A 19,523-nucleotide genomic window follows, 5' to 3' on the forward strand; every position below is an offset into this window, starting at 1 on the left:
TTAGCGGAATCGCATGGCCGCTGGCTTAGCACTGCTGACTTTTGACACCCATTCTCAAACTGGAAAAAGCATGTCACCACTTCGAAATCTTGCCGTGTTCGGTTGTATCGCTCTGTCGCTGGCAGGGTGCAATGACAAAAAAATCAACGTGACCATCCCAATGGGCGCTGTCCTCTACGCAAAACTCTATCACCTCGGTGATCCTGCGCTTGGCACTGTTCTGCCGACCGAGTACCGGGCAGGTGGGGCTGGCAAGGTGGATTATGATTTTTCTCAGGTCCTGGCCGGCGGCGACTGCGCTCTGGGCATCCCCCTCGAATGGAACAACAGCATGAAGAAGCATGTGGCTGCGACCGCCACACTGTCGTGTGACGGAGTTGAGCAGCGAGAGCTGAAAGGCTATGTGGTCGACAAAGATGGGAAGGAAGGCCTGGACGGCGTTGCGTTGGGCGGTGTGGTCTCGTTCGTGGTGACCGAATCCGTTTCCGTGAAGTAATGACGATCACGGATTGATCGAACTAGGGGAGGGCGACGGCGCCCGACTTGAACGTCGGGCGCGAATGGTGCGGGGCGATTCGCTTTAAGCGGTCATCTGAAGGCCGAAGGACTCTGCAATACGGCCGACAATGGTCGGGAGGTCACCCTGGATCTTGAGTGCTTTGAAGTCGAGATCCTCGGTAGCCAGGCGGTCCAGGAACAGCTGCATGTCCGCGGTGATGCTTTCGGGCAGCTCGATCACTTCGCCGGTCAGCAGACTGGTCAGGGCCAGGACATCGTTCCGGTGCTTTCTGATGTCCTTACTGTCTGCCCCGCCTTCACCGTTTTCTTTGCGCTGAGACAAGTCGAGCCAGGCTTTAGCCTTGAAGGGGATAAGGCGATCGGCGCCGATATAAGTCAGCTCCTCACCCTGCTGGCGGCCGGACAGTAGGAACTGGTAATAGTCCTCGTTCAGCAAAATGGCGCTCAAGCTCGAAACCGATTCGTCTGTTGGGATGGGGTCAGCGTTGCGTTTTCTTCGTGCTCCAGGCCTTCCGGCGCCCGCGAGAATAGCTCGATCATCACGGGGTAGGAGGGATCTGTAGGCTTTTGGAACCGATAGAAAATGGGTTCAGGACGCTCGCCGCCTCTCTGCAACCGATGCAGCGCGCATCTCAGTATGCGCTGCGCACTGCACAGTGTGAAGCGCATACTGGGCGTTTCAGCCGCCATGGCTTGGCCTGCTGACTTTTCCTACAGCCGTAACGGAACCATCTGATCGACACCCATGACTCAGCAGGGGAAGGTCTGGTTTTTACCGAGCAATGGACAGGAAAATGGCTATACCAACCACCAGCGATCTGAAGCTGCCTCTCAGCTTGCACCTGGATCAGAACACCCTTGACGCGATCGAGCGCTTCAGGGCCGCACGTGCGGAGCACTTGAAGTATGCGCACGATGAGACGGTTACCAGCGCAGAATTGTTTCTGGCGCTACAGCGAGCTGAATTCGACCTGGCCACGGCGGTTGACAGGCTTTTGGTCGAACACTCCAGCATGTCGAACTGTCGGGGCTTCTAGGGCTCCGTGCTGCCCGGCTCATAGGGTGGCATGGAGGGCGGGGAGGCCTACCCGCCTCAGCCTGGAGAGCAATATTCCACCGAGATCCACAGCTCATTCACCAAGATGTTTGCCCTGGTAATGTCATGGCGAAAGACTCTGTTTTCCTTGATGGCAGGTCGGTAGCTGAACTCTCCGAAACGATCGTTGCTGATGATGTAAGCGTTCGGGGAATATGCCAATTCGATGATCATTTCATCGGCGCTGCGGCCTTTGTCGACGCGGTACGTCTCTACTGACGCTGGGAAGGTGCGTTGAATGTCCTCCCACGAAACCTGAAGCTTTCTCGTGATGCCTGGATCAAAGACCAGAATGATCTCACTGCCAGGCCAGTTTGAAAGCAGTGCCGGAACGAGTGCACTCAAAGCGTTCAGTCCGATGAACTGTTGATTCTTGCCCCGGCCACGATTGCATAGGTTGTTCCCGTCAATGATCAGCCGCTCGATTACTCGACTATCGCGCTGCCGGAGCGACGCCATTTGCTGCTCCCATTTTGCGAGCTCACGTTCAAGGTCTTCAACATCACTGGTTTTGTGCCTGACGACTTGGGCAATGTCATCTGTTCCGAAGTAGTTACTGCAAGCCCCCTTAACTTTCGCGGCCTCCACTGAACGTGGTGGTGCGTTTCGGTGGCGATCTCGGAAATCGACCGCTTGGGCCAGCTTCTCCTTGGCCACAACCAGACGCTCGCGATATTTGAGGCACTGTGCCTGCGGCACACGAATATGCTCTTCAAACCTAGAAATTTTGGCTGAAAGACTTTCAACGGCTGGCTGCAGTCTTGCGATTTGCGAACTGTAGGTGGCGTAGTCGGAATCGGTTTCGAGCCAGTCCAGGGTAGAGTGGAACTGAAGATCGTATCGAAGCCTCTGCACCAGATGCTGCTGGGTGGCTATCTCTCCATTCTCGCAAGTCAATGCATCCAACCGTGCAGCTTTTTCGGCTAACTTGGCTTCCTCTGCCTCGGACATTTTGGGGGGTTTAGGAACCCGTCCGGTCAAAGCATCGAATGCTTGCCCGAGCAACGAGCGGTTCAGTCGATAGACGGCATCGTGGACTGTTGCACGATCGATCAGGGTTAATCCACCCAGTTGGGAACGCTCTCGTTCGAGCTCCTCTAGTTTCATCTCGGCATTTTTGAGCGCCAACTTGGCATGGCCTTCATCAAAGCGATGCAGGTGGCCGTAGAGTTCGTATTGCTCCTGCAAGCCCACTTCAGCCGCAGCAAGGGCGGCGACAGCAGCTTCGTACTGCGCACTGTAGGGGTTCTGACCCATTGCGTTTCCAAATGATGGAGTTCTGCGTACAACCGATGCGCACCGTGGCACCTGCCCCATAACGCAGTTGAGCGACCACTTTAAGAGGAAGCGCTTGGAGAGTGAAGAGCAATGGGCCACGACGGTGGGCCTACGGCGAGCTGAGAGACGTAACCGGGGACGCCACGCATAGGCACACCCCGGCATTCCACTGGCGCACTTTTTGCTGGGGCACGTACGCGAGGCGGGTCATTGGGGTGACGCTTCCACGCCGAGATCCGCGCCCGCCACTCACCTGCTAGTTTATGTAGCTATTAGAGTCAGTTCTTACGGCCCTTCATCGAGGCGTGCAGCATTTTTTCAACCATATCTAAAACTAGGGTGCAGATACCTTTTATGTTGAACTCAGGCAGTTTCTCAACCCAATAAGACAGTGCTGCAAAACCCGCGTGACCAATGTCAAGGTCATCCTCTTTACAGAAAAGCGCGCTCTTCAGCATTGGGTCATCAGCCATGCTGCCAACCTGGATAACTATAAAAAAAGGTCCTGAAGTAGGTGCGTTGCCGGCAAAAAAACGGAATTCATGGCTTGCGTGTTCACCTCCTGTTAGCTCGAACATATACTTGCAGTGCCCATGGCGAGTTATATGTCCGAAGGCGGCTGTGCACTCCTCAATTGTTTTTGGATAAATGACAATTGGTAGTGTTTTAACTAAGCGCAGGAGGTCTTTGGTCATGGTTATCGATAGTGGTACCCGCCCCTTCATGAATGACCTGAGTGCCTGACTTGAAATGTGCTCAGGCAAATACTCTGCGATGGGGTACGCCAAGGCGTTTAGCGTGGCAATTAAGCCCTTGGCTTCTGGTGACCAATAATGTCTGGTTTCGTCAATAAGTTTATATTGATCACCCGCCTCGCCATCGCCATCGCCATTTGGCTCCTCATCTTCGTCCTGGAGGAACAGCCAATGTATCCAGCGATGATCGTCATTTTCCTCGCTATAGCAGTATGCTTTGCCTGTGGCCGGCATAGGTACTTGCGAGCTTTCTTTGGTTACCCAGTCGGTATCAAGACGAAAATATTCGTCTGGTCTTAAAGAGATTGATGGTAATGAGGGTGATATTGCCCGGTGTTGTTCAAGTAGATGATCTTTTCTTTTGTCATGACGGGAGGATTCTACAAAGATGCTTTGGCGTTCAGAAACCTTCTTGCCTATAAGGTTCAGTAGGGAGTCTACTGACGCTGGCTTTCTCAATAGTTCGAAATCTTCCCAGTAAATTACGGATTGCTCGTGCGCCTGAGCCTTGCTAGCGCCGAAAGTGGCGCCAGCATCGGTCACAATTTCCTTGAGCTGGCCATCAGGATCAATTAGCTGAAGGATTCCCTTCAGGGGGACGATACTCAGTAGCTCTTCGTCAATGCATAATTGGTCTGGGATGCCTTTGAGGAATGGGTTTGATGCCCAAGCTTCGTATAGAAAATTAGCTATCGAGATTTTATCATTGCGTTTGAAGAACCTCTGGTGATAGAGGTCGAGGCCCGGAACATTCAATGTCAGTGCAATTACGGGAATCAATGCAAGGTCTTCAGCTTCTGAAGGGTTTAGGCCTTCACTTACCCAGAACGCTTCACGCTCTTCGCTCACGAAAAGATATTTATGCTGAACTATGGTGAAATGATGAGTGAGCATGTCAGCCATCTGGATGGCACTTAAATATTTCCGGCTTGAGCTGTAAAGTTTCAGCTCATGGATTACGGTTTATGTTACACCAATAATTGAATTCTGCCACTTCGCTAAGAACCGGTCACTGAGCTATGCCTATCCACTCACGGGCGTGTTTTAATATTTTGATTTTATAGATTCCACTGGCGTATCTATACTTGATAGTTAGTAGTATTCCCCTGCGGGCGTCGCCTTCGCACTTCTCCGAGAGGGGTATGTGAACCGCTTTGGGATTGATTGCTGGATGGCGGTGGCTCCCCCAGAGCACAAAGCGGCGTAGGAATCCCCTGAATGGTTGTAGTACTAGGAAGTGACGGCACTCGAAAGGATGAGCGATGAATCAGTATAAAATTGTTGAGCGAGAACTAGCGCGAGCCGAGGCTCTGATTGCTGGTTACCTTGGTTTGTACGCAGGCAGCATTGACCTGGCCTACTTCAACGCAGCCTCACTCAAGCGGGTAACTCCAGAGTTCAAGCGTTGTGTGCAGGTCATCCAGGATCTCGCTGCCATGCCGGTGGTGAGTCAATCTGCGACACGCAACATGGTGACCGCAGTGGACCGATTGGCCGACCTGGTTCGGGCACCTCAAATGAAGCCTTCAACTCGTACCCTCTGGGCTATTGAGGATTGGATTCGTCGCACCCCGCTGGCCGTGGTGCGCCATCTGGCCGCGATTGTAGGGCCTGTGGCAGCGGGTATCTGGGGAACCATCGATAGTAGTGCAGAAGCGGATGTAGGCGTGGCGATTGCTGCGGCCCTGGTGATGCTGTCTTTCGGCTGCAGCCTGAGCCATCTCCGCGACCCAGATCACTCTATTCAGAAGGGGTTGCTGGCGTTCCTTGGAGCCGGTGCCTTGATCCTCGTGACGAAGGGCGTCCTGCTCACATTCTTTGCTTTCGCAGTCATCTCCGCGGGCTTCTTCATTCGAGATGTCGCAGTGTGGTGCCGCAGATCGAAGTCGGGCGCTGGAGCTGGAAATCGTGGTGGTGATGAGCTGTTTGAGGGCAATGACAGCCTCTATACGCCGGAGGAGCTCTACGACATTGGTGGTGGGCCTGGGCCTGCACTTAGTGAGTACGGCCTTGCCAAGGACGATGATTGAGCCCGTCACCTTCGACTCAGGGCGGTTGCGCCGTGAAGTTGAGGTCTAGGGCCTAGGCTAGGCCTGGCAGCTACTTGAGGGGCAATGGCTTCAATGACGCTCGGCCTCGACTTACAGGCTGGGACTAGGCCGAGCAGATGATACGGTTTTACTTACCTTCGCCGTTTGCCCGGGCGAACTGCGCAATGTCCAGTGCCGACCCATCGTAGAGGTCGATCGGCGTGTAACACCACTCGACGAACCATTCCTGGACCTGCCGGCGGGTGAGGGGGCCATACGATCGCTGGATTTTGTTGAGGCTGACGAGCCCGCAGATAGGATTGATGATCCAAAAGCCAATGTGCTTGGCGCTGAGGAAATAGGTTGCGGCGTAGAAAATGGCTGACGCGGTCTTCCCGTACAGCTCACGGATCTGAAGCATCGGGTAAAAGAACACAGCTGACGTGACCAGTGCGCAGATAGCCACAAGGAGCCACTGATTCCACAGCTTTAAGGCCATAAAGCCTGTAACCCACCATTGCTGTCGCTTGTCCAAATCGTCCCATTTCATTCTGTTTAGTGTCCTTATGCAGGGGCCTGAGGGCTGTAGAAATGTAAGGCAATGGGCCTTGATGCTCGATTTCGATACTACATGAATTATCTGTACGCGTTATGTGTTATTTTCTCGCCATGCAAACCATGTCGGGAGATCAATGGTGACTTCAGCAAAACACACCCGCAGACGTGCGGTTTATTGGGGGGTAGCTTTGCTGGCCCTGGTCGGCGGGCCGTTGGCTTATAAGGGCCTTGGGTTGAACAATCTGAGGACCAGTTTTTCCTCGGCGACGAGCGAGGAAATTCAGGCGGCGGCCCGTGATTCCAAATGCGCGACTCGGCTCCTGGTGGATGCCAATCGGAGTGCGCAAGACATCCGGGTCAGGGATCTGGATTGGGTCAAGGAGCGCTGTGCATTAGTTGAGCGCCAGGCAGCGGCGTTCGAGGGAACGGCACAATGAGTAGCTCCAAAACCGCGGCCTGCCGGCGGACCTCCAAAATTCAGATTCGGCGCAAATATGTGGTGGGCGCCGTCTGCCTTCTCGCGTTTCTCGCTTCGTCGTTCGCATATCAATTGCCAGGCCTTACCGCTAAGGCCGCTTCCTTTGTGGTTGGGTACTGGGCGGCACTGCCGTTTGTACACCTGGCTACAGGGCATGGGTTCGGCTTCAAGAAGAAACGGGCAGCACCTTGCGGCGGCGCTTGCGTAGATGTCCACGAGCGCTGTGATGCTCAACGCGAGGGTGAGGAGGCTTCCCAGGAGCAAGCTGACGGTGCTCCGCATACCGGGCCGGCAATCTCGCGTTCACCGTCCGTCCAGTCCCAGTAATCAGTACAGGTCGAATCGAGATGAAACGAAAATTCAAGAATGGTGATTCTGGCTGGAAGACAAACTGGCTCGGAGTTTGTGAGCGACCTCGGTTTTTCACAATCCACACACTCAAAGCGCTCGCAATGATCGTTGTATTCACGATTCTGAGCTTATTGCGCTCAGCAGCGGTTTTAGTACTGGTTGCCCTGCTAGTCTCCTTGGTTGGAAAATTATTCACTCCTCTTGAGCTATTGGACGCTCAAAGTCGTGCGGTCCTGGATGGGCCGCGAGACTATTTTGTACTGACAATTATGGGCCTGATTTGGCATGGACTGGTGTGTGATTCATTCACTGCCTTTCGGAAGTGGCGGCAGCGGCGGAGTCGCAATGAAATTAAAATGAGCTGATTTCTTGGGCTGCTCATAAATCGAACTCAATTTTAGGAATAAGGAACATTTCTTATGCTTGTCAAAAAATGGAAAGCCATTGATCCGACAGTTAGAGATTATCTTATCGCCGTACCTATAGCGCTAATGTTGGTGGCCTTGGTTATATTGGGTGACTACCATTACTCTCCGGATAAAGTTACGCGGCCTGCTGGAGAGGTGAAGTCTCTTGTGCTGCATGACTCTGCTTTCTCGACCATTACGACCCTGGAAACAACGGACGGCTGGTATCAGCTTGAAGGGGCAGTCTCGGGGGCTAAGGGCGATGTCGTGAGCATTCAAGCTCAGGGCGCATACAGGAAAGCGTGCATTGCATCCCAGGATAGAAGGCGTGTTACGATATTCGCTGAGTATGATTTAAATAGTAATGCCCAGTCAGTGAAATCAAGGGACCGATAGCTCCATTAAGCATCACCGAGGAATTTAGGCTACATGAACGTCCAGGAAAAATTGCGTCACTACGAAGCTGCACTCAAAGCGGCCCCGCGGCGAATTTTGGCCGGTAAACATGACTGGAAAAAGGACATCACACGTGACGCTGGCGTTTACGTGATCTGGGAAGCCGGTGTTGCACGATACGTCGGTGAGACATCGGCATTACGCGCCCGAATGCGTGACCTTACCTCCGTTAAAAACCACTCATTTGCGAAGGGCACCTGTGATCGCTTCGGTATTGATGCCAGCGACAAAGAGGGTCTAGTCAAAGTGTATTCGAGTAACTACGAACTGTCCTTCTGCGCAATTCCATTAGGTCGCAAGGAAGTCGAGGAGTACCTGATCTTGCGCTGGCGCTCTAGTCTGTGGAATAAGGTGACATCACGGCTGCTCGTTGGGCACCAATACAATTGGGTTGTTCCTGCAGCATCCACCTCCGAGAATGAAGCCGGCGGTACAACTGCCATCCAGGCGCTGCAAAGCAATCCGGCGGAAGAGTTCGATACTGAGCTGGCGGAAGAGCTTTAGTGCTTACCCCTTGTTCTGTATTCCAGCGTTTCCGACCCACCTCATGGTTCCGCAGGAATAATAGAAATTTCAGTTAGTTATGTGTCGTTTTCGTGCCTTGGGCATTTGATTGACATTCGATACGGCTTTCAGGATTATAGGTACGTGTTACGATTTTTTGGCTGTATCCCGCCGCTAAGGATGTGAGTTCAGCCGCAGTCGCCCCGAGTCCCTCTCTGGAGATTTTCAATGTTGAACCCAACAACGAATGCCGAACCCGCAGACCAGACCTTCGATGATGCTGGTCTGAAGGCCGCGTTGCAGGAGTTCAGCGACAAGATCCAGGCCGCTACTGGCCGTTCAGTGCTGCCACTTGAACTCAAAGCATTCCGCGCCCAGGTCGCTACCTGCATAGCTCACCGGCAGCCACGGGTGGTTCAGTTGGGCCTTTGCGACTTTCAAACCCGCAGTGGGCGGGCTGCGTTGATTGAGGTCAAGTTCTAACCAGGATGGCCACCCAGCGCAAGGTAGTTGCGTTCAAGGCACCCAAACAAGGAACATCGTGCCCGAAACCCAGCTGTCAGCTCGCACCAGGGCCTCAATAAGGTACTGCTCGCAGCTTTCGGCCCGATCCACCCCCAGCATTTCCATGAGTAAGGCCTGAGGTTTGAACGACCATATCCATCTAGCGGCTGAATACGAACAGACCCCGAGCCGGGAGCTGCCGCATTCTGTTGAAGCCGAACAGGCCATTCTAGGCGGGTTGCTGAACGACCCACGGGCGTGGGTGCGAGTCTCTGACCTGGTCGTCGAATCTGATTTTTTCCGCGCAGACCACAGGCTCATTTTCAAGGCTATTGCCAAGCTGCTTGAAGAGGGGAATGCGCTTGATGTCGTCACAGCGCAAGAGGCGCTGGAAAGAACGGGTGAGCTCTCGAATGCAGGTGGCTTGGCCTATCTGAAAGAGCTTTCCGATAACACCCCGTCTGTCGCCAACATCGCGTCTTTTGCACGCGTCGTCAGCGAGCGGTCTCAGTTCCGGAAGATCATCGGCGTTTGCACGGAGATCGAGCAAAGCGCCAGCGCCCCGGACGGCCGTACCGCGGAAGATCTTGTGCATGATGCCGAAGCAAAGATGCTGTCCGTGGCCGGTCAACGGCCGAAAGAGGGCGGGCCGGTAGGTATCGAGGCTCTGCTCAGAAAAGCCGTCGAGAAGATTGAGACCGCCCATGAGTCTGGCCTTGAGTCGCTTGGCCAATCGACGGGCTTCACCGACCTCGACAGCAAGCTGAGCCTGTTGCGCCCGGCCGACCTCGTGATTGTGGCCGGCCGGCCATCCATGGGCAAAACCACGTTTGCCATGAACATCGTGGAAGAGGCCGTTCTGCGATCGGAAAAAGTGGTCGTGGTCTACTCCATGGAGATGCCGGGCGATGCCCTGCTGACTCGCATGCTCTCCTCAATGGGAAGCATTGACCAGTCGCGGGTCCGCTCAGGGAAGCTCTTGAATGAGGACTGGACCAAGCTGACCAAGGCTGCCAACGCGCTCAACAAGAATGAGCGCTTCTTCATTGATGACACCCCGGCCTTGAGTCCCTCGGATATGCGCAGCCGCACACGTAGGCTTCGGCGCGTGCACGGCGAGATTGGCTTGATCATGGTGGACTACCTGCAGCTGATGCAGATCCCCGGGTACGGCGGCCTGAATCGGACCAACGAGATATCGGCTATCTCCAGGTCGCTCAAGGCTTTGGCGAAGGAGTTCAATTGCCCCGTGATTGCTCTCTCGCAGCTCAATCGCTCGGTGGAGCAGCGCAAGGACAAGCGACCTGTGAATTCCGACCTGCGCGAGTCCGGTGCTATCGAGCAAGACGCAGACGTGATCATGTTTGTGTATCGAGATGAGGTGTACAACCCCGACTCCCGTTTTGCTGGTACCGCAGAGATCATCATCGGCAAGCAGCGAGAAGGCCCGACCGGTTTCGTCCGGCTTGGTTTCGAGGGTCGATACACACGCTTCGTTAATTTGGAGCCGGGTACGCACGACTTCACTGAACAAGAGATGGGGGTAGAGAGGATTGACCCTAACCCACGCCTTGGCCGCATGCCCGTCCAGAAGCTCGCAGAAGGGGCGGCGAACAAAGTCGAGAGCAAGGGTAGGGGGCGGCGCCGAAAAGGCGCGAGAAAGCCGCCATAAAGCCCGTTGACGCCTCTCCACTCGCAAGCGCCCTCAACTTACTGAACAAGATGCCCACATGAACGAAGACTACGCTTCAGAGCAGCTCGACCTACAGACTTCCTCGCTGAAGGTGCCACCGCACTCTATCGAGGCAGAGCAATCCGTGCTCGGTGGTCTCATGCTCGATAACAATGCCTGGGAGCGCGTGCTCGATCAGGTCTCCGACGGCGATTTCTACCGGCACGATCACCGGCTTATTTTCCGCGCCATTCACAAGCTGGCGGACCTGAACGAGCCATTCGATATCGTCACGCTGCATGAGCGCCTGGACAAGGAAGGGCTGAGCAGCCAGGTTGGCGGGCTGGCATATCTGGCAGAGCTGGCCAAGAACACCCCTTCGGTGGCCAACATCAAAGCCTATGCTGCGATCATCAGGGAGCGGGCGACCCTGCGCCAGCTGATCAGCATCAGCACGGACATCGCAGACAGTGCCTTCAACCCTGAAGGCCGGAACGCTTCGGAGATCCTCGACGAGGCCGAACGGCAGATTTTCCAGATTGCTGAAGCCCGGCCCAAAACCGGCGGGCCGGTGGGTGTCAAAGATCTCCTGACGATGGCCATCGATCGCATCGACACGTTATTCAACTCTGACAGCGACATCACTGGCGTTTCGACCGGCTTCACCGACCTGGACGAGAAGACCAGCGGCCTGCAGGCGGCCGACCTCATCATTGTGGCCGGCCGGCCGTCGATGGGTAAGACGACCTTCGCCATGAACCTGGTGGAAAACGCTGTGCTGCGGTCCGAGAAAGCGGTGCTCGTGTTCTCGCTCGAAATGCCAGGTGAGTCGCTGATCATGCGTATGCTGTCATCGCTCGGCCGCATCGACCAAACCAAGGTGCGTTCCGGCCAGCTGGATGACGATGACTGGCCGCGATTGACCTCGGCGGTGAATCTGCTCAACAACCGCAAACTGTTCATCGACGACACCGCCGGTATCAGTCCCTCGGAGATGCGTGCACGGACCCGGCGGCTCGCCCGCGAGCACGGCGAGATTGGCATGATCATGGTTGACTACCTGCAGTTGATGCAGATCCCGGGCTCCGCCGGCGACAACCGGACCAATGAGATTTCCGAGATCTCTCGTTCCCTCAAGGCCCTGGCCAAGGAGTTCAACTGCCCGGTAATCGCCCTGTCGCAGCTGAACCGTTCCCTGGAGCAGCGGCCGAACAAGCGCCCGGTGAACTCCGACTTGCGTGAATCCGGTGCGATCGAGCAGGACGCCGACGTGATCATGTTCGTGTACCGCGACGAGGTGTACCACCCCGAGACCGAGCACAAGGGTGTGGCTGAAATCATCATCGGCAAGCAGCGTAACGGCCCCATCGGTTTTGTGCGCCTGGCGTTCATCGGCAAGTACACCCGCTTCGAGAACCTCGCGCCGGGCATGTACAACTTCGACGATGATGAGTAGTGAGTAGCGATAGCCTGCGCCGGTAGGACTGGGCTGTCGATGTCGTTTTGCCGAGCAGATTTCATGCTCGGTGTTGAGCATCTCCAGGATACGAAGCCTACATCCTCCTGGAGATGCCAATATGAATCAGCTGCTCGTATCCGAACTCACCTGGCCACAACAGGTCGCCCTAAACGACTACACCCTTTTTACCCAACGCCTGCCCATTGAGGGCTCCGCCAAGGCCGAGCATTGGCTTGAGCGCAAGCGCAAAGACTTCCTCGCCTGCATCATGCACATCAACGAGCAGGCCAGTTACACCGCCTTCCTTGCCCGCCTAATCAAAGAAACTCCATCGCCCGCCGCCCGGGCTGCTGAACTGGCCTCTCGCCAGTGAGGCCGCGGCTGCTGGTCCTGGTCTTGATCAAAGGAAAACCCCGGCTGACTGATATTCAGGGTCTTTTCCGGTTAGCCATCACCGCACGCAGCTCTGACGAGTGCGCTTGCTGCGTGGTCAGCTTTCAGTAAACGCTTTACACACCCCGGCCAAGGCTGGGGGTTTTACCGTTTGGCGGTCCATCAGGTCTCACCACTGGCCCGGCAAATCTGTTTGATTCGTATACTCGCCCAAGGTACTACGCGTATCGGCCGGCTGCGGGCGTTAGCAGTCAAGTGCCTTACCGATCTAGTGGCATCCCCTCCACCCTTGTGGCTGCCCCGCCAGCCTATTAGGCTCTGCCCCGCCCGTAATCTGCAGTTGACGTGCATGTGATGAGACAAATTAATCAGCTTGAATGTGGGGATTCTGGGGTATGAGGCGGCAAAAAGCAGATCCGCGTGATGCGCATATGGCTAGCTACGAGCAATTTGCCTGGCAGGATGCACTGGCGTTGGCGACTTGGTTGAAGCAGTCCTTCGACCTGGTACAGGTAAAAGAGACCTTCGATGCCCTTTCAGTTGATCAACTCCACGTGTTCGAAACGGAATCAGAAGGCTTCATCCGGGAGCTGTTAGCCAAACCTGTAAGTCAACGTCCAGCCTACTTGCGCAAGGTCGGCAAGAATGCAGGTGAAATGACCCAGGCTGTTCTGATAGTCCTCGCGATCATAGCGCAGGTCCGGGTTATGGAGGTGATCGAGATCCGTGACCGCTTCCGCTACTCGCTGTATCCAGGCGGCGCCAACCGAGCGACCTGCGCCAGCATCTACGCATTCAACAACGAAATGAGGAATGTCACCTTCATGGGTTGGCCGACGCGGGTGTTCGAGGCGCTCGCTGAGCAGGACGCCAAGCACGAGGAGTTTTGGGCGAAGCATGGAGACATGCTGGAACAATGGGCGGCTGCCGCCGGTCCGCGCCCCTCTGAGGCAGACTGATCTCATACCTCAGGGGTTTCTCCTGCGCGCCCAGTTAACCGCTGGTGACAGATCCAGCGCCCGTTGATCACCACACAGCCTGACACTGTGATTAAATACAGTTAGCACCCTGCCATCACCAATTGACTTGGAGATTGACCAGTTGTTGACTGAAGAACCGGAGCTCATTTCAAGCTACGACGATCTGCGGGCCAGGCCGGATTTTGAAGAGGCTTTGGCATTCTTCCCTCACGACCAGCGGCGTTTTGGCGCTGTCCTGGCTCCATACCGCTTTCAGGATAGAGTCAGTTGCGGGATTGCCAGCTGCCGCCAACCGCACCTCACTGGGTACCTGATTTCTACCAGCGACGGGAAAGAGACGGCGATCGGCGGTGACTGTGGCAGGACTCACTTTGGGGTCTCGTTCAATCGGGAACGAAAACGCATTGATGCACTCATTGATCGGCGCCGGCGGATCGACACCATCACTGCGATGATTGAAGGCCTTGGCGCAATGATGCCCCTCATCGAGCAGCTGGACCGTGACTATCAGGCCTTGGTCCAACTGAAGCAGCGCCTCATGGGCGCTATCGGTACCGTGACCTACCAGCGCCTTAAAGGCAGAGCGGAGCGCGGTTATGCGGCGATCGAGAAGGAAGTGCCCATGACCGAGCGAGAAGCAGAGGCGTTCTTCGCGACGAGCAATCGCAGGCCAGATGACGGCCTTGGATGGCCCACGAACACCGTGGTACTCGCCAGGATCGATGGACTCGACTTCTTCAAGGGTGACACGAAGACTTTGATGATCAGCAACCTGATCACTCCGATCCGCAACTTGGCCACAACTTCGCCGGCGGACGTGCTCACGATGAAGCCGCGGGCATTGGGCGCCACCGCCAAGTGGGTTGGCGAGGTGCCAATGCACCTAGCCAGAGCTCAGGCAGTTGTGGCAGCGGGAAATGCGTTTTTCAGCGCATCAAACCTACAGCACCTAGCTCTACTCGGCGCCAGCGCTGCGCCGCTACAACTCATGATCGAAACGCTCTGACCTGGTTGGCGCAGGACCTGGCCAGTCTGCGCCTTCCCCATGCCTCTCGCCCATCACGTCCCCAACGTTCGACATCGCGTGGGTGCTTGTATGTGAAGGCATTATGAGAGGTCGCCAGGTGCTACCTGATGACTCAGATAACCAGGCGCCTGGCATGTGCTGCTTCGACGATGAAGAGTAGTTAATGGCGATAGCCTGAGCCGGATTGATTGGACAGCCGATGTCGTCAAGTTCAGAAGATTCATGCTCGCTGTTGAGCATCCCCACGATACGAAGCCTACTTCCTTCTGGAGATGCCAACATGAATCAGATGCTTGTACCCGAACTGATCGCCTTAAACGACTACACCCACGCTATTCCAGCCCTGGACAGTGCTGGTCGCTTTGCCCGGATCGTTGCGCGAGCGGAAGCCTGCATTGCGCGCATCGACCAGATCATCGATCAAGGATTCACCTGCAGCTCTGCTACCTCGTTCGGTAAGGACAGCACGGTTGTGCTGGTACTGATGCTGGAGGCTATCCGGCGCCGTGTCGAGGCCGGGTTGTACGTGCCGGCGGCTTTTGTCACAAACGCCAACACCGGCACTGAAAACCCAGGCATGGACATCTATGCCGAGGCGATGATCACTGAGCTGGAGATGTATTGCACCAAGCAGAGATTGCCAATCACAGTGGTCAAAGTGCAGCCCTCGATGACCTCGACGTTTGCCTACGCCACCCTTGGCCGTGGAAAACTGCCGGTCTTTGCTGGCGCCTCTCGAAGCTGCTCGATCGACTGGAAGCTGCGCCCGCAGCAGAAGGCCCTCAAGCAGCTGCTTTCGACGCTGCAGTCTCCAGGTGAGCTAGTGACCTTCGTGGGCACCCGTTTGTCAGAGTCGGCAACCCGTGCGGCCAATATGCGCGAACGGGGTGAGGAGGAGGCTGGCCGGCTGGTGCTCAATGAGCACGGCTCGTACAACTGCTCGATCATCGCTGACTGGGAGATGGAGGAGGTGTGGGAGTTCCTCATGGCGTGCGAGGCGAAGCGTGGCGGTCCTTATCGGACCTTCGTCGATAACTTCGATTGGTGCCTGGAGCTCTACAAGGAAGCCAATGAAGGCACGTGCGCGATCATTACCGGCGACGGTGGTAACAAGGCGGCGTGCGGATCTCGCTTTGGCTGTGCCTGGTGCACGGTCACCGGTGAGCGTGACAAGTCCATGGAGGCAATGATTGCGTCTGCGCCCGAGAAACACGGGCACATGTCCGGGATAAATCGCTTCCGGAACCATCTCATCAACACCCGCTGGGATATGGGGCGTCGAGACTGGATCGGGCGAACACACTCGGACGCCGGCTACATCAACGTCACAGGAACAGCTTACAACGCAGAAATGCGCCGTGAACTGTTGCGGTACCTGCTGACCCTGGATGTGTTGGAGGAGGAGCGGGCAGAGGAGCACGATGCGCGGATGTTCCGCGGCGAGCTGGAAAGGACGGAATCCAACGAGATCCTTCGTGGAGTCACCTTCCAATTCATCACGGCGAAGAATCTGCTGGCCATCGACTTTGCCTGGTCACTGAGCTACGGCTTCGACCATGCCTTCCCGGCCTTGTCGGAGTGGTATGAGATCCGTGTCTTGGGGAAGCGCTACCTGATCGACGATGTCACTCCCGTAGAGAAGGGCATCATCCCAGAGCAGCGCTGGTTCAAGTTCGATGACTGGCAGAGTCCGGCGCAGGAGATGGGCTTGCAGGATGCCTACCTCGAAGCCACCAACAAGCACCGCTACCCTGGACGTCCGGCAATGCGAACGATCCGTGACCGCTTTGAGGGTAAGGATCGCAACATCGTCTACTACGAAGAAGCCGCCGAGATGGAGATCGACCCGGCAGATGCAATGTGTTTCGTAGACGAGTTCGATGATGCGTTCTACACCTTGGCAAAAAGCCTGGCTCCGACTGATAGTGCCAAGTTCTACCTGAACAACGGCATGGTCAAATTGGCCAAGGGCAAGGCTGCTGAGTACGATGCAATGGCTCGCCGAGCGCAATTCTGGCAACGCATGGCGCGCGATCTAGCGGGTACCGATCTGCGTTCCTACATACGCCATCATTCGATCAGTAACGCCGAGCACGAACAGGTCCTGGAGTCGATGAAGGTTGATTCTGCGGTTCAAAATCTGGCGATCTCGGATCTATTTGCTTAACTCATCAAAGGCTACCTCTCAAGAGGTAGCTTTTTTTTTGACGTCGCTGACCTAACCCTATCTTGGGCGGAGCTTTCAGAATCTGCACACTAGGATCGTGTGGCCATGGACAAAAAATCAGAAGGTTTAATAGCCGACTTGGCAGGGTTGAAACTTGAGTTAGATACGCTTAAGGCTAAGGGCGTTAATACTTTAATGTATTCCTTGCTGAAGCAGAAATATCAGGAGAAGTATAAGGCTGCCTTGGCATTGGTAGAGGGCCTTCCTGTGTTGCCGCTGACCGAAAACTGACCCAGTTTCGCCCATTGTGCTGACTGAAAACTGACCCAGGTGTTCCACTGTACCTGCTCAATTTTTGAGCAGGAGAACACAGGGTGATCAGCATGGAAATGATGGGCAAAATTCGGCGGATGTATTTCCGCGACAAGCTGTCGTTGCATGAGATAGCCAAGCGCACCGGCCTGTCGCGCAACACCATCCGAAAATGGGTCAGAGCGTCGGAGTCCAAGCAGCCGGTTTATCAGCGTCGAGCCGTGTTCAACAAGCTCAGTCCCTTTCACGAGATGTTGGAGCAGGCGCTGCGGGCTGATGCCTTGAGGGCCAAGCAACATCGTCGCAGTGCCAAGGCGCTGCTGGCCATGATCCGCGCTGAAGGCTATGACGGCGGCTACAGCCAGCTCACTGCCTTCGTTCGTCATTGGCGCGGAGAGCAAGGCAAGGCGGTACGGGCATTTGTGCCGTTGGCGTTCGCATTGGGCGAGGCCTTCCAGTTCGATTGGAGCGAGGAAGGCCTGCTGATTGGCGGTGTTTTCCGACGTGTCCAGGTCGCGCACATGAAGCTATGTGCCAGCCGAGCCTTCTGGCTAGTGGCCTATCCCAGCCAAGGGCATGAAATGCTGTTCGATGCCCATACCCGCTCATTCGCCGCCATGGGCGGCGTGCCGCGTCGCGGCATCTACGACAACATGAAAACGGCGGTCGACAAGGTCTCCAAGGGTAAAGGCCGCACGGTCAACGCTCGCTTCATGGTGATGTGCTCGCACTACCTGTTCGACCCGGACTTCTGCAACGTAGCGTCCGGCTGGGAAAAAGGTATCGTCGAAAAGAATGTCCAAGATAGTCGGCGCCGCATCTGGCTGTCTGCCTGCGACAATACTTTCCATAGCTTCGAAGAGTTGAATGCCTGGCTTGCCCAGCGCTGTCGGGCTCTGTGGCACGAGCTGATCCATCCGCAGTACAACGGCCTCACCGTTGCAGAAGTCTTAGAACTGGAGCGCGTCGAAATGATGCCGATGCCGACGCCTTTCGACGGTTATGTAGAGCGCACGGTTCGCGTTTCCAGCACCTGTCTGATCAACGTGGCCCGCAACCGCTATTCAGTACCCTGTGAGCGTGTTGGCCAGTGGGTCAGCAGTCGGCTCTATCCCTCGCGAATCGTCGTGATTGCCGATGATGGTGTGATTGCCAGCCACGAGCGCCTGTTTGATCGCGATCAGGTCAGCTACGACTGGCAACACTATATCCCCCTCATTGAGCGTAAACCGGGAGCCCTACGCAATGGTGCCCCGTTTGCCGACCTACCCAAGCCACTACGCCTGCTCAGGCGCGGGCTGCGGCGGCATCTACAGGGTGATCGGGTCATGACCCAGGTCTTGGCCGCCGTGCCCGTCGCTGGCCTGGATGCTGTCCTCGTAGCGGTTGAGCTGGTTTTGGAATCTGGCAGCCTGAGCGCTGACCACATCCTCAATATCGTGGCCCGTCTGACCACTCGTGAAGCACCACCCTCGGTCGAAACCAACCTGCAACTGAAAGTTACCCCTATCGCCAATACCGCGCGCTATGACCGGTTGCGCAGCACAGATGAGGAGGTGCGCAATGCGTGATCTTACAGAGGAACTCAAAGACTTACGCCTGCACGGCATGGCCACTGCCTGGGCAGATCTGGCCGCACAAGGTGAATCCACCACCGCCTCATCGAAATGGCTGATCGAGCATCTCCTCGATCAGGAACACGCCGACCGGGCAGTGCGCTCGGTACATCATCAGATGAATATGGCGAAACTGCCCATACACCGCGATCTGGCTGGCTTCGACTTCGGTGTATCCAGCGCTGATGCCCGGCTGATCAAGGAACTGTCCACTCTGACCTTCACCGACACAGCTCAAAATGTGGTGTTCATCGGCGGCCCTGGCACCGGTAAAACGCACCTCGCCACCGCCCTGGCGGTGGCCAGCATCACCCAACACAACAAGCGTGTACGCTTCCACTCCACGGTCGATCTGGTCAACCTGCTGGAGCGTGAGAAGCACGAGGGTAAGACAGGGCGTATCGCCCGAGGACTACTGCGTGCAGATCTGGTAATCCTTGATGAGCTTGGCTACCTACCTTTCAGCCAGAGCGGCGGGGCCTTGCTGTTCCACTTTGCTCTCTAAGCTTTACGAGCACACCAGTGTGATCATCACCACCAACCTCAGCTTCGCCGAATGGTCGAGCGTATTTGGCGACGCCAAGATGACCACGGCCTTGCTCGACCGATTGACCCACCACTGCCACATCGTCGAGACGGGGAATGAATCGTACCGCCTGCAAAACAGCACCTTAGTGGCCAAGACCAAGATCCAGGCGAGGGAGCGCAGGCGACAGGATATCGAGGAGGCGGAGGACGACCCGTTTTGACCTCTTTGGGCTGGCCTTGCTGAGTGCAGGGTCAGCACTTTTACGACGCTGTCGACTGCTAGGCTTATCCACAATTGCCGGGGTCTAAATCGGCAAGCAGCCCTGGGTCATTTTTCAATCGGCAGGGTGGGTCAATTTTCAATCAGCGCCGACAGCTCAACCCTCTTTCAGCTCCCGCCGTACGTACTTGGCTCCTGCAAGGGGCTGCCAAC

At 55.9% G+C, this 19,523-nt stretch carries 19 protein-coding genes and 1 pseudogene; 16 read left to right on the forward strand and 4 right to left on the reverse strand.

Annotation, left to right across the window (positions count from 1 at the left end):
• The first annotated feature begins 70 nt into the window (after window positions 1–70).
• Complete coding sequence (locus PM2_RS27605; protein ID WP_004575979.1) at window positions 71–496, forward strand: hypothetical protein; 426 nt, start codon at window positions 71–73, stop codon at window positions 494–496.
• Between the two features lie 84 nt (window positions 497–580).
• Here the strand turns inward: PM2_RS27605 and PM2_RS27610 are convergent, their stop codons facing one another.
• Window positions 581–967, reverse strand: a complete 387-nt coding sequence (locus tag PM2_RS27610; RefSeq protein ID WP_231995378.1) for a hypothetical protein — start codon at window positions 965–967, stop codon at window positions 581–583.
• 346 nt (window positions 968–1,313) lie between these two features.
• Here PM2_RS27610 and PM2_RS27615 point away from each other — a divergent pair, with 346 nt between their 5' ends.
• Window positions 1,314–1,556 carry a hypothetical protein gene (locus tag PM2_RS27615; RefSeq protein WP_004575978.1) on the forward strand — a complete coding sequence of 81 codons (243 nt, stop codon included), beginning with the start codon at window positions 1,314–1,316 and terminating at the stop codon, window positions 1,554–1,556.
• A gap of 56 nt (window positions 1,557–1,612) precedes the next feature.
• On the opposite strand, the gene PM2_RS27620 is transcribed toward PM2_RS27615, so the two are convergent.
• Both PM2_RS27620 and PM2_RS27625 read right to left on the reverse strand, forming a co-directional pair.
• On the reverse strand, window positions 1,613–2,872 hold the full coding sequence (locus PM2_RS27620) for a hypothetical protein (protein ID WP_004575977.1): 1,260 nt from the start codon (window positions 2,870–2,872) through the stop codon (window positions 1,613–1,615).
• A gap of 299 nt (window positions 2,873–3,171) precedes the next feature.
• Complete coding sequence (locus tag PM2_RS27625; protein ID WP_004575976.1) at window positions 3,172–4,551, reverse strand: hypothetical protein; 1,380 nt, start codon at window positions 4,549–4,551, stop codon at window positions 3,172–3,174.
• A 359-nt stretch (window positions 4,552–4,910) separates the two neighbouring features.
• Here PM2_RS27625 and PM2_RS27630 point away from each other — a divergent pair, with 359 nt between their 5' ends.
• A complete protein-coding gene (locus PM2_RS27630) occupies window positions 4,911–5,678 on the forward strand; it encodes a hypothetical protein (protein ID WP_016487005.1) in 768 nt (255 codons plus the stop codon).
• 148 nt (window positions 5,679–5,826) lie between these two features.
• On the opposite strand, the gene PM2_RS27635 is transcribed toward PM2_RS27630, so the two are convergent.
• The gene (locus PM2_RS27635; protein WP_016487006.1) at window positions 5,827–6,228 is read right to left on the reverse strand and encodes a hypothetical protein; all 402 of its coding nucleotides are present in this window, start codon (window positions 6,226–6,228) and stop codon (window positions 5,827–5,829) included.
• A gap of 142 nt (window positions 6,229–6,370) precedes the next feature.
• Here PM2_RS27635 and PM2_RS27640 point away from each other — a divergent pair, with 142 nt between their 5' ends.
• The 13 genes and pseudogenes from PM2_RS27640 (at window position 6,371) to istB (ending at window position 19,311) form a co-directional block, all read left to right on the forward strand.
• Window positions 6,371–6,673 (forward strand): hypothetical protein, encoded by a 303-nt coding sequence (locus tag PM2_RS27640; RefSeq protein WP_016487007.1) that lies wholly within the window; start codon window positions 6,371–6,373, stop codon window positions 6,671–6,673.
• An 811-nt stretch (window positions 6,674–7,484) separates the two neighbouring features.
• Window positions 7,485–7,868, forward strand: a complete 384-nt coding sequence (locus tag PM2_RS27650) for a hypothetical protein (RefSeq protein ID WP_004575974.1) — start codon at window positions 7,485–7,487, stop codon at window positions 7,866–7,868.
• A 33-nt stretch (window positions 7,869–7,901) separates the two neighbouring features.
• Window positions 7,902–8,432, forward strand: a complete 531-nt coding sequence (locus tag PM2_RS27655; RefSeq protein ID WP_004575973.1) for a GIY-YIG nuclease family protein — start codon at window positions 7,902–7,904, stop codon at window positions 8,430–8,432.
• Between the two features lie 228 nt (window positions 8,433–8,660).
• Window positions 8,661–8,915 carry a glutathione S-transferase family protein gene (locus PM2_RS27660; RefSeq protein ID WP_004575972.1) on the forward strand — a complete coding sequence of 85 codons (255 nt, stop codon included), beginning with the start codon at window positions 8,661–8,663 and terminating at the stop codon, window positions 8,913–8,915.
• Between the two features lie 163 nt (window positions 8,916–9,078).
• On the forward strand, window positions 9,079–10,608 hold the full coding sequence (dnaB, locus tag PM2_RS27665) for a replicative DNA helicase (RefSeq protein WP_004575971.1): 1,530 nt from the start codon (window positions 9,079–9,081) through the stop codon (window positions 10,606–10,608).
• Between the two features lie 58 nt (window positions 10,609–10,666).
• Entirely contained in the window at window positions 10,667–12,064 is a 1,398-nt protein-coding gene (gene dnaB, locus PM2_RS27670) for a replicative DNA helicase (RefSeq protein ID WP_004575970.1), read from the forward strand.
• 121 nt (window positions 12,065–12,185) lie between these two features.
• Entirely contained in the window at window positions 12,186–12,440 is a 255-nt protein-coding gene (locus PM2_RS27675; RefSeq protein ID WP_016487010.1) for a hypothetical protein, read from the forward strand.
• A gap of 415 nt (window positions 12,441–12,855) precedes the next feature.
• Complete coding sequence (locus PM2_RS27680; protein WP_169739411.1) at window positions 12,856–13,419, forward strand: hypothetical protein; 564 nt, start codon at window positions 12,856–12,858, stop codon at window positions 13,417–13,419.
• Window positions 13,420–13,546: 127 nt separating this feature from the next.
• Window positions 13,547–14,446, forward strand: a complete 900-nt coding sequence (locus PM2_RS27685; RefSeq protein ID WP_169739410.1) for a hypothetical protein — start codon at window positions 13,547–13,549, stop codon at window positions 14,444–14,446.
• 301 nt (window positions 14,447–14,747) lie between these two features.
• Window positions 14,748–16,634, forward strand: a complete 1,887-nt coding sequence (locus PM2_RS27690; protein WP_004575969.1) for a phosphoadenosine phosphosulfate reductase domain-containing protein — start codon at window positions 14,748–14,750, stop codon at window positions 16,632–16,634.
• Window positions 16,635–16,739: 105 nt separating this feature from the next.
• On the forward strand, window positions 16,740–16,925 hold the full coding sequence (locus tag PM2_RS27695) for a hypothetical protein (protein WP_004575968.1): 186 nt from the start codon (window positions 16,740–16,742) through the stop codon (window positions 16,923–16,925).
• 92 nt (window positions 16,926–17,017) lie between these two features.
• Window positions 17,018–18,517, forward strand: a complete 1,500-nt coding sequence (istA, locus tag PM2_RS27700; protein ID WP_167398656.1) for an IS21 family transposase — start codon at window positions 17,018–17,020, stop codon at window positions 18,515–18,517.
• A pseudogene (gene istB, locus PM2_RS27705) lies at window positions 18,510–19,311 on the forward strand (IS21-like element helper ATPase IstB). Before istA ends, istB begins: the two are co-directional and overlap by 8 nt.
• Window positions 19,312–19,523 lie beyond the last annotated feature (212 nt).

It is taken from the genome of Pseudomonas monteilii NBRC 103158 = DSM 14164 (assembly GCF_000730605.1).
Lineage (GTDB): Bacteria > Pseudomonadota > Gammaproteobacteria > Pseudomonadales > Pseudomonadaceae > Aquipseudomonas > Aquipseudomonas monteilii.

Excerpts from the sequence above, each read along its gene's own strand:
- PM2_RS27605 (WP_004575979.1), top strand. The coding sequence starts at position 71 with ATGTCACCACTTCGAAATCTTGCCGTGTTCGGTTGTATCGCTCTGTCG.
- PM2_RS27615 (WP_004575978.1), top strand. The coding sequence starts at position 1,314 with ATGGCTATACCAACCACCAGCGATCTGAAGCTGCCTCTCAGCTTGCAC.
- PM2_RS27620 (WP_004575977.1), bottom strand. The coding sequence starts at position 2,872 with ATGGGTCAGAACCCCTACAGTGCGCAGTACGAAGCTGCTGTCGCCGCC.
- PM2_RS27625 (WP_004575976.1), bottom strand. The coding sequence starts at position 4,551 with ATGGCTGACATGCTCACTCATCATTTCACCATAGTTCAGCATAAATAT.
- PM2_RS27630 (WP_016487005.1), top strand. The coding sequence starts at position 4,911 with ATGAATCAGTATAAAATTGTTGAGCGAGAACTAGCGCGAGCCGAGGCT.
- PM2_RS27635 (WP_016487006.1), bottom strand. The coding sequence starts at position 6,228 with ATGAAATGGGACGATTTGGACAAGCGACAGCAATGGTGGGTTACAGGC.
- PM2_RS27640 (WP_016487007.1), top strand. The coding sequence starts at position 6,371 with ATGGTGACTTCAGCAAAACACACCCGCAGACGTGCGGTTTATTGGGGG.
- PM2_RS27650 (WP_004575974.1), top strand. The coding sequence starts at position 7,485 with ATGCTTGTCAAAAAATGGAAAGCCATTGATCCGACAGTTAGAGATTAT.
- PM2_RS27655 (WP_004575973.1), top strand. The coding sequence starts at position 7,902 with ATGAACGTCCAGGAAAAATTGCGTCACTACGAAGCTGCACTCAAAGCG.
- PM2_RS27660 (WP_004575972.1), top strand. The coding sequence starts at position 8,661 with ATGTTGAACCCAACAACGAATGCCGAACCCGCAGACCAGACCTTCGAT.
- dnaB (WP_004575970.1), top strand. The coding sequence starts at position 10,667 with ATGAACGAAGACTACGCTTCAGAGCAGCTCGACCTACAGACTTCCTCG.
- PM2_RS27675 (WP_016487010.1), top strand. The coding sequence starts at position 12,186 with ATGAATCAGCTGCTCGTATCCGAACTCACCTGGCCACAACAGGTCGCC.
- PM2_RS27680 (WP_169739411.1), top strand. The coding sequence starts at position 12,856 with ATGAGGCGGCAAAAAGCAGATCCGCGTGATGCGCATATGGCTAGCTAC.
- PM2_RS27690 (WP_004575969.1), top strand. The coding sequence starts at position 14,748 with ATGAATCAGATGCTTGTACCCGAACTGATCGCCTTAAACGACTACACC.
- PM2_RS27695 (WP_004575968.1), top strand. The coding sequence starts at position 16,740 with ATGGACAAAAAATCAGAAGGTTTAATAGCCGACTTGGCAGGGTTGAAA.
- istA (WP_167398656.1), top strand. The coding sequence starts at position 17,018 with ATGGAAATGATGGGCAAAATTCGGCGGATGTATTTCCGCGACAAGCTG.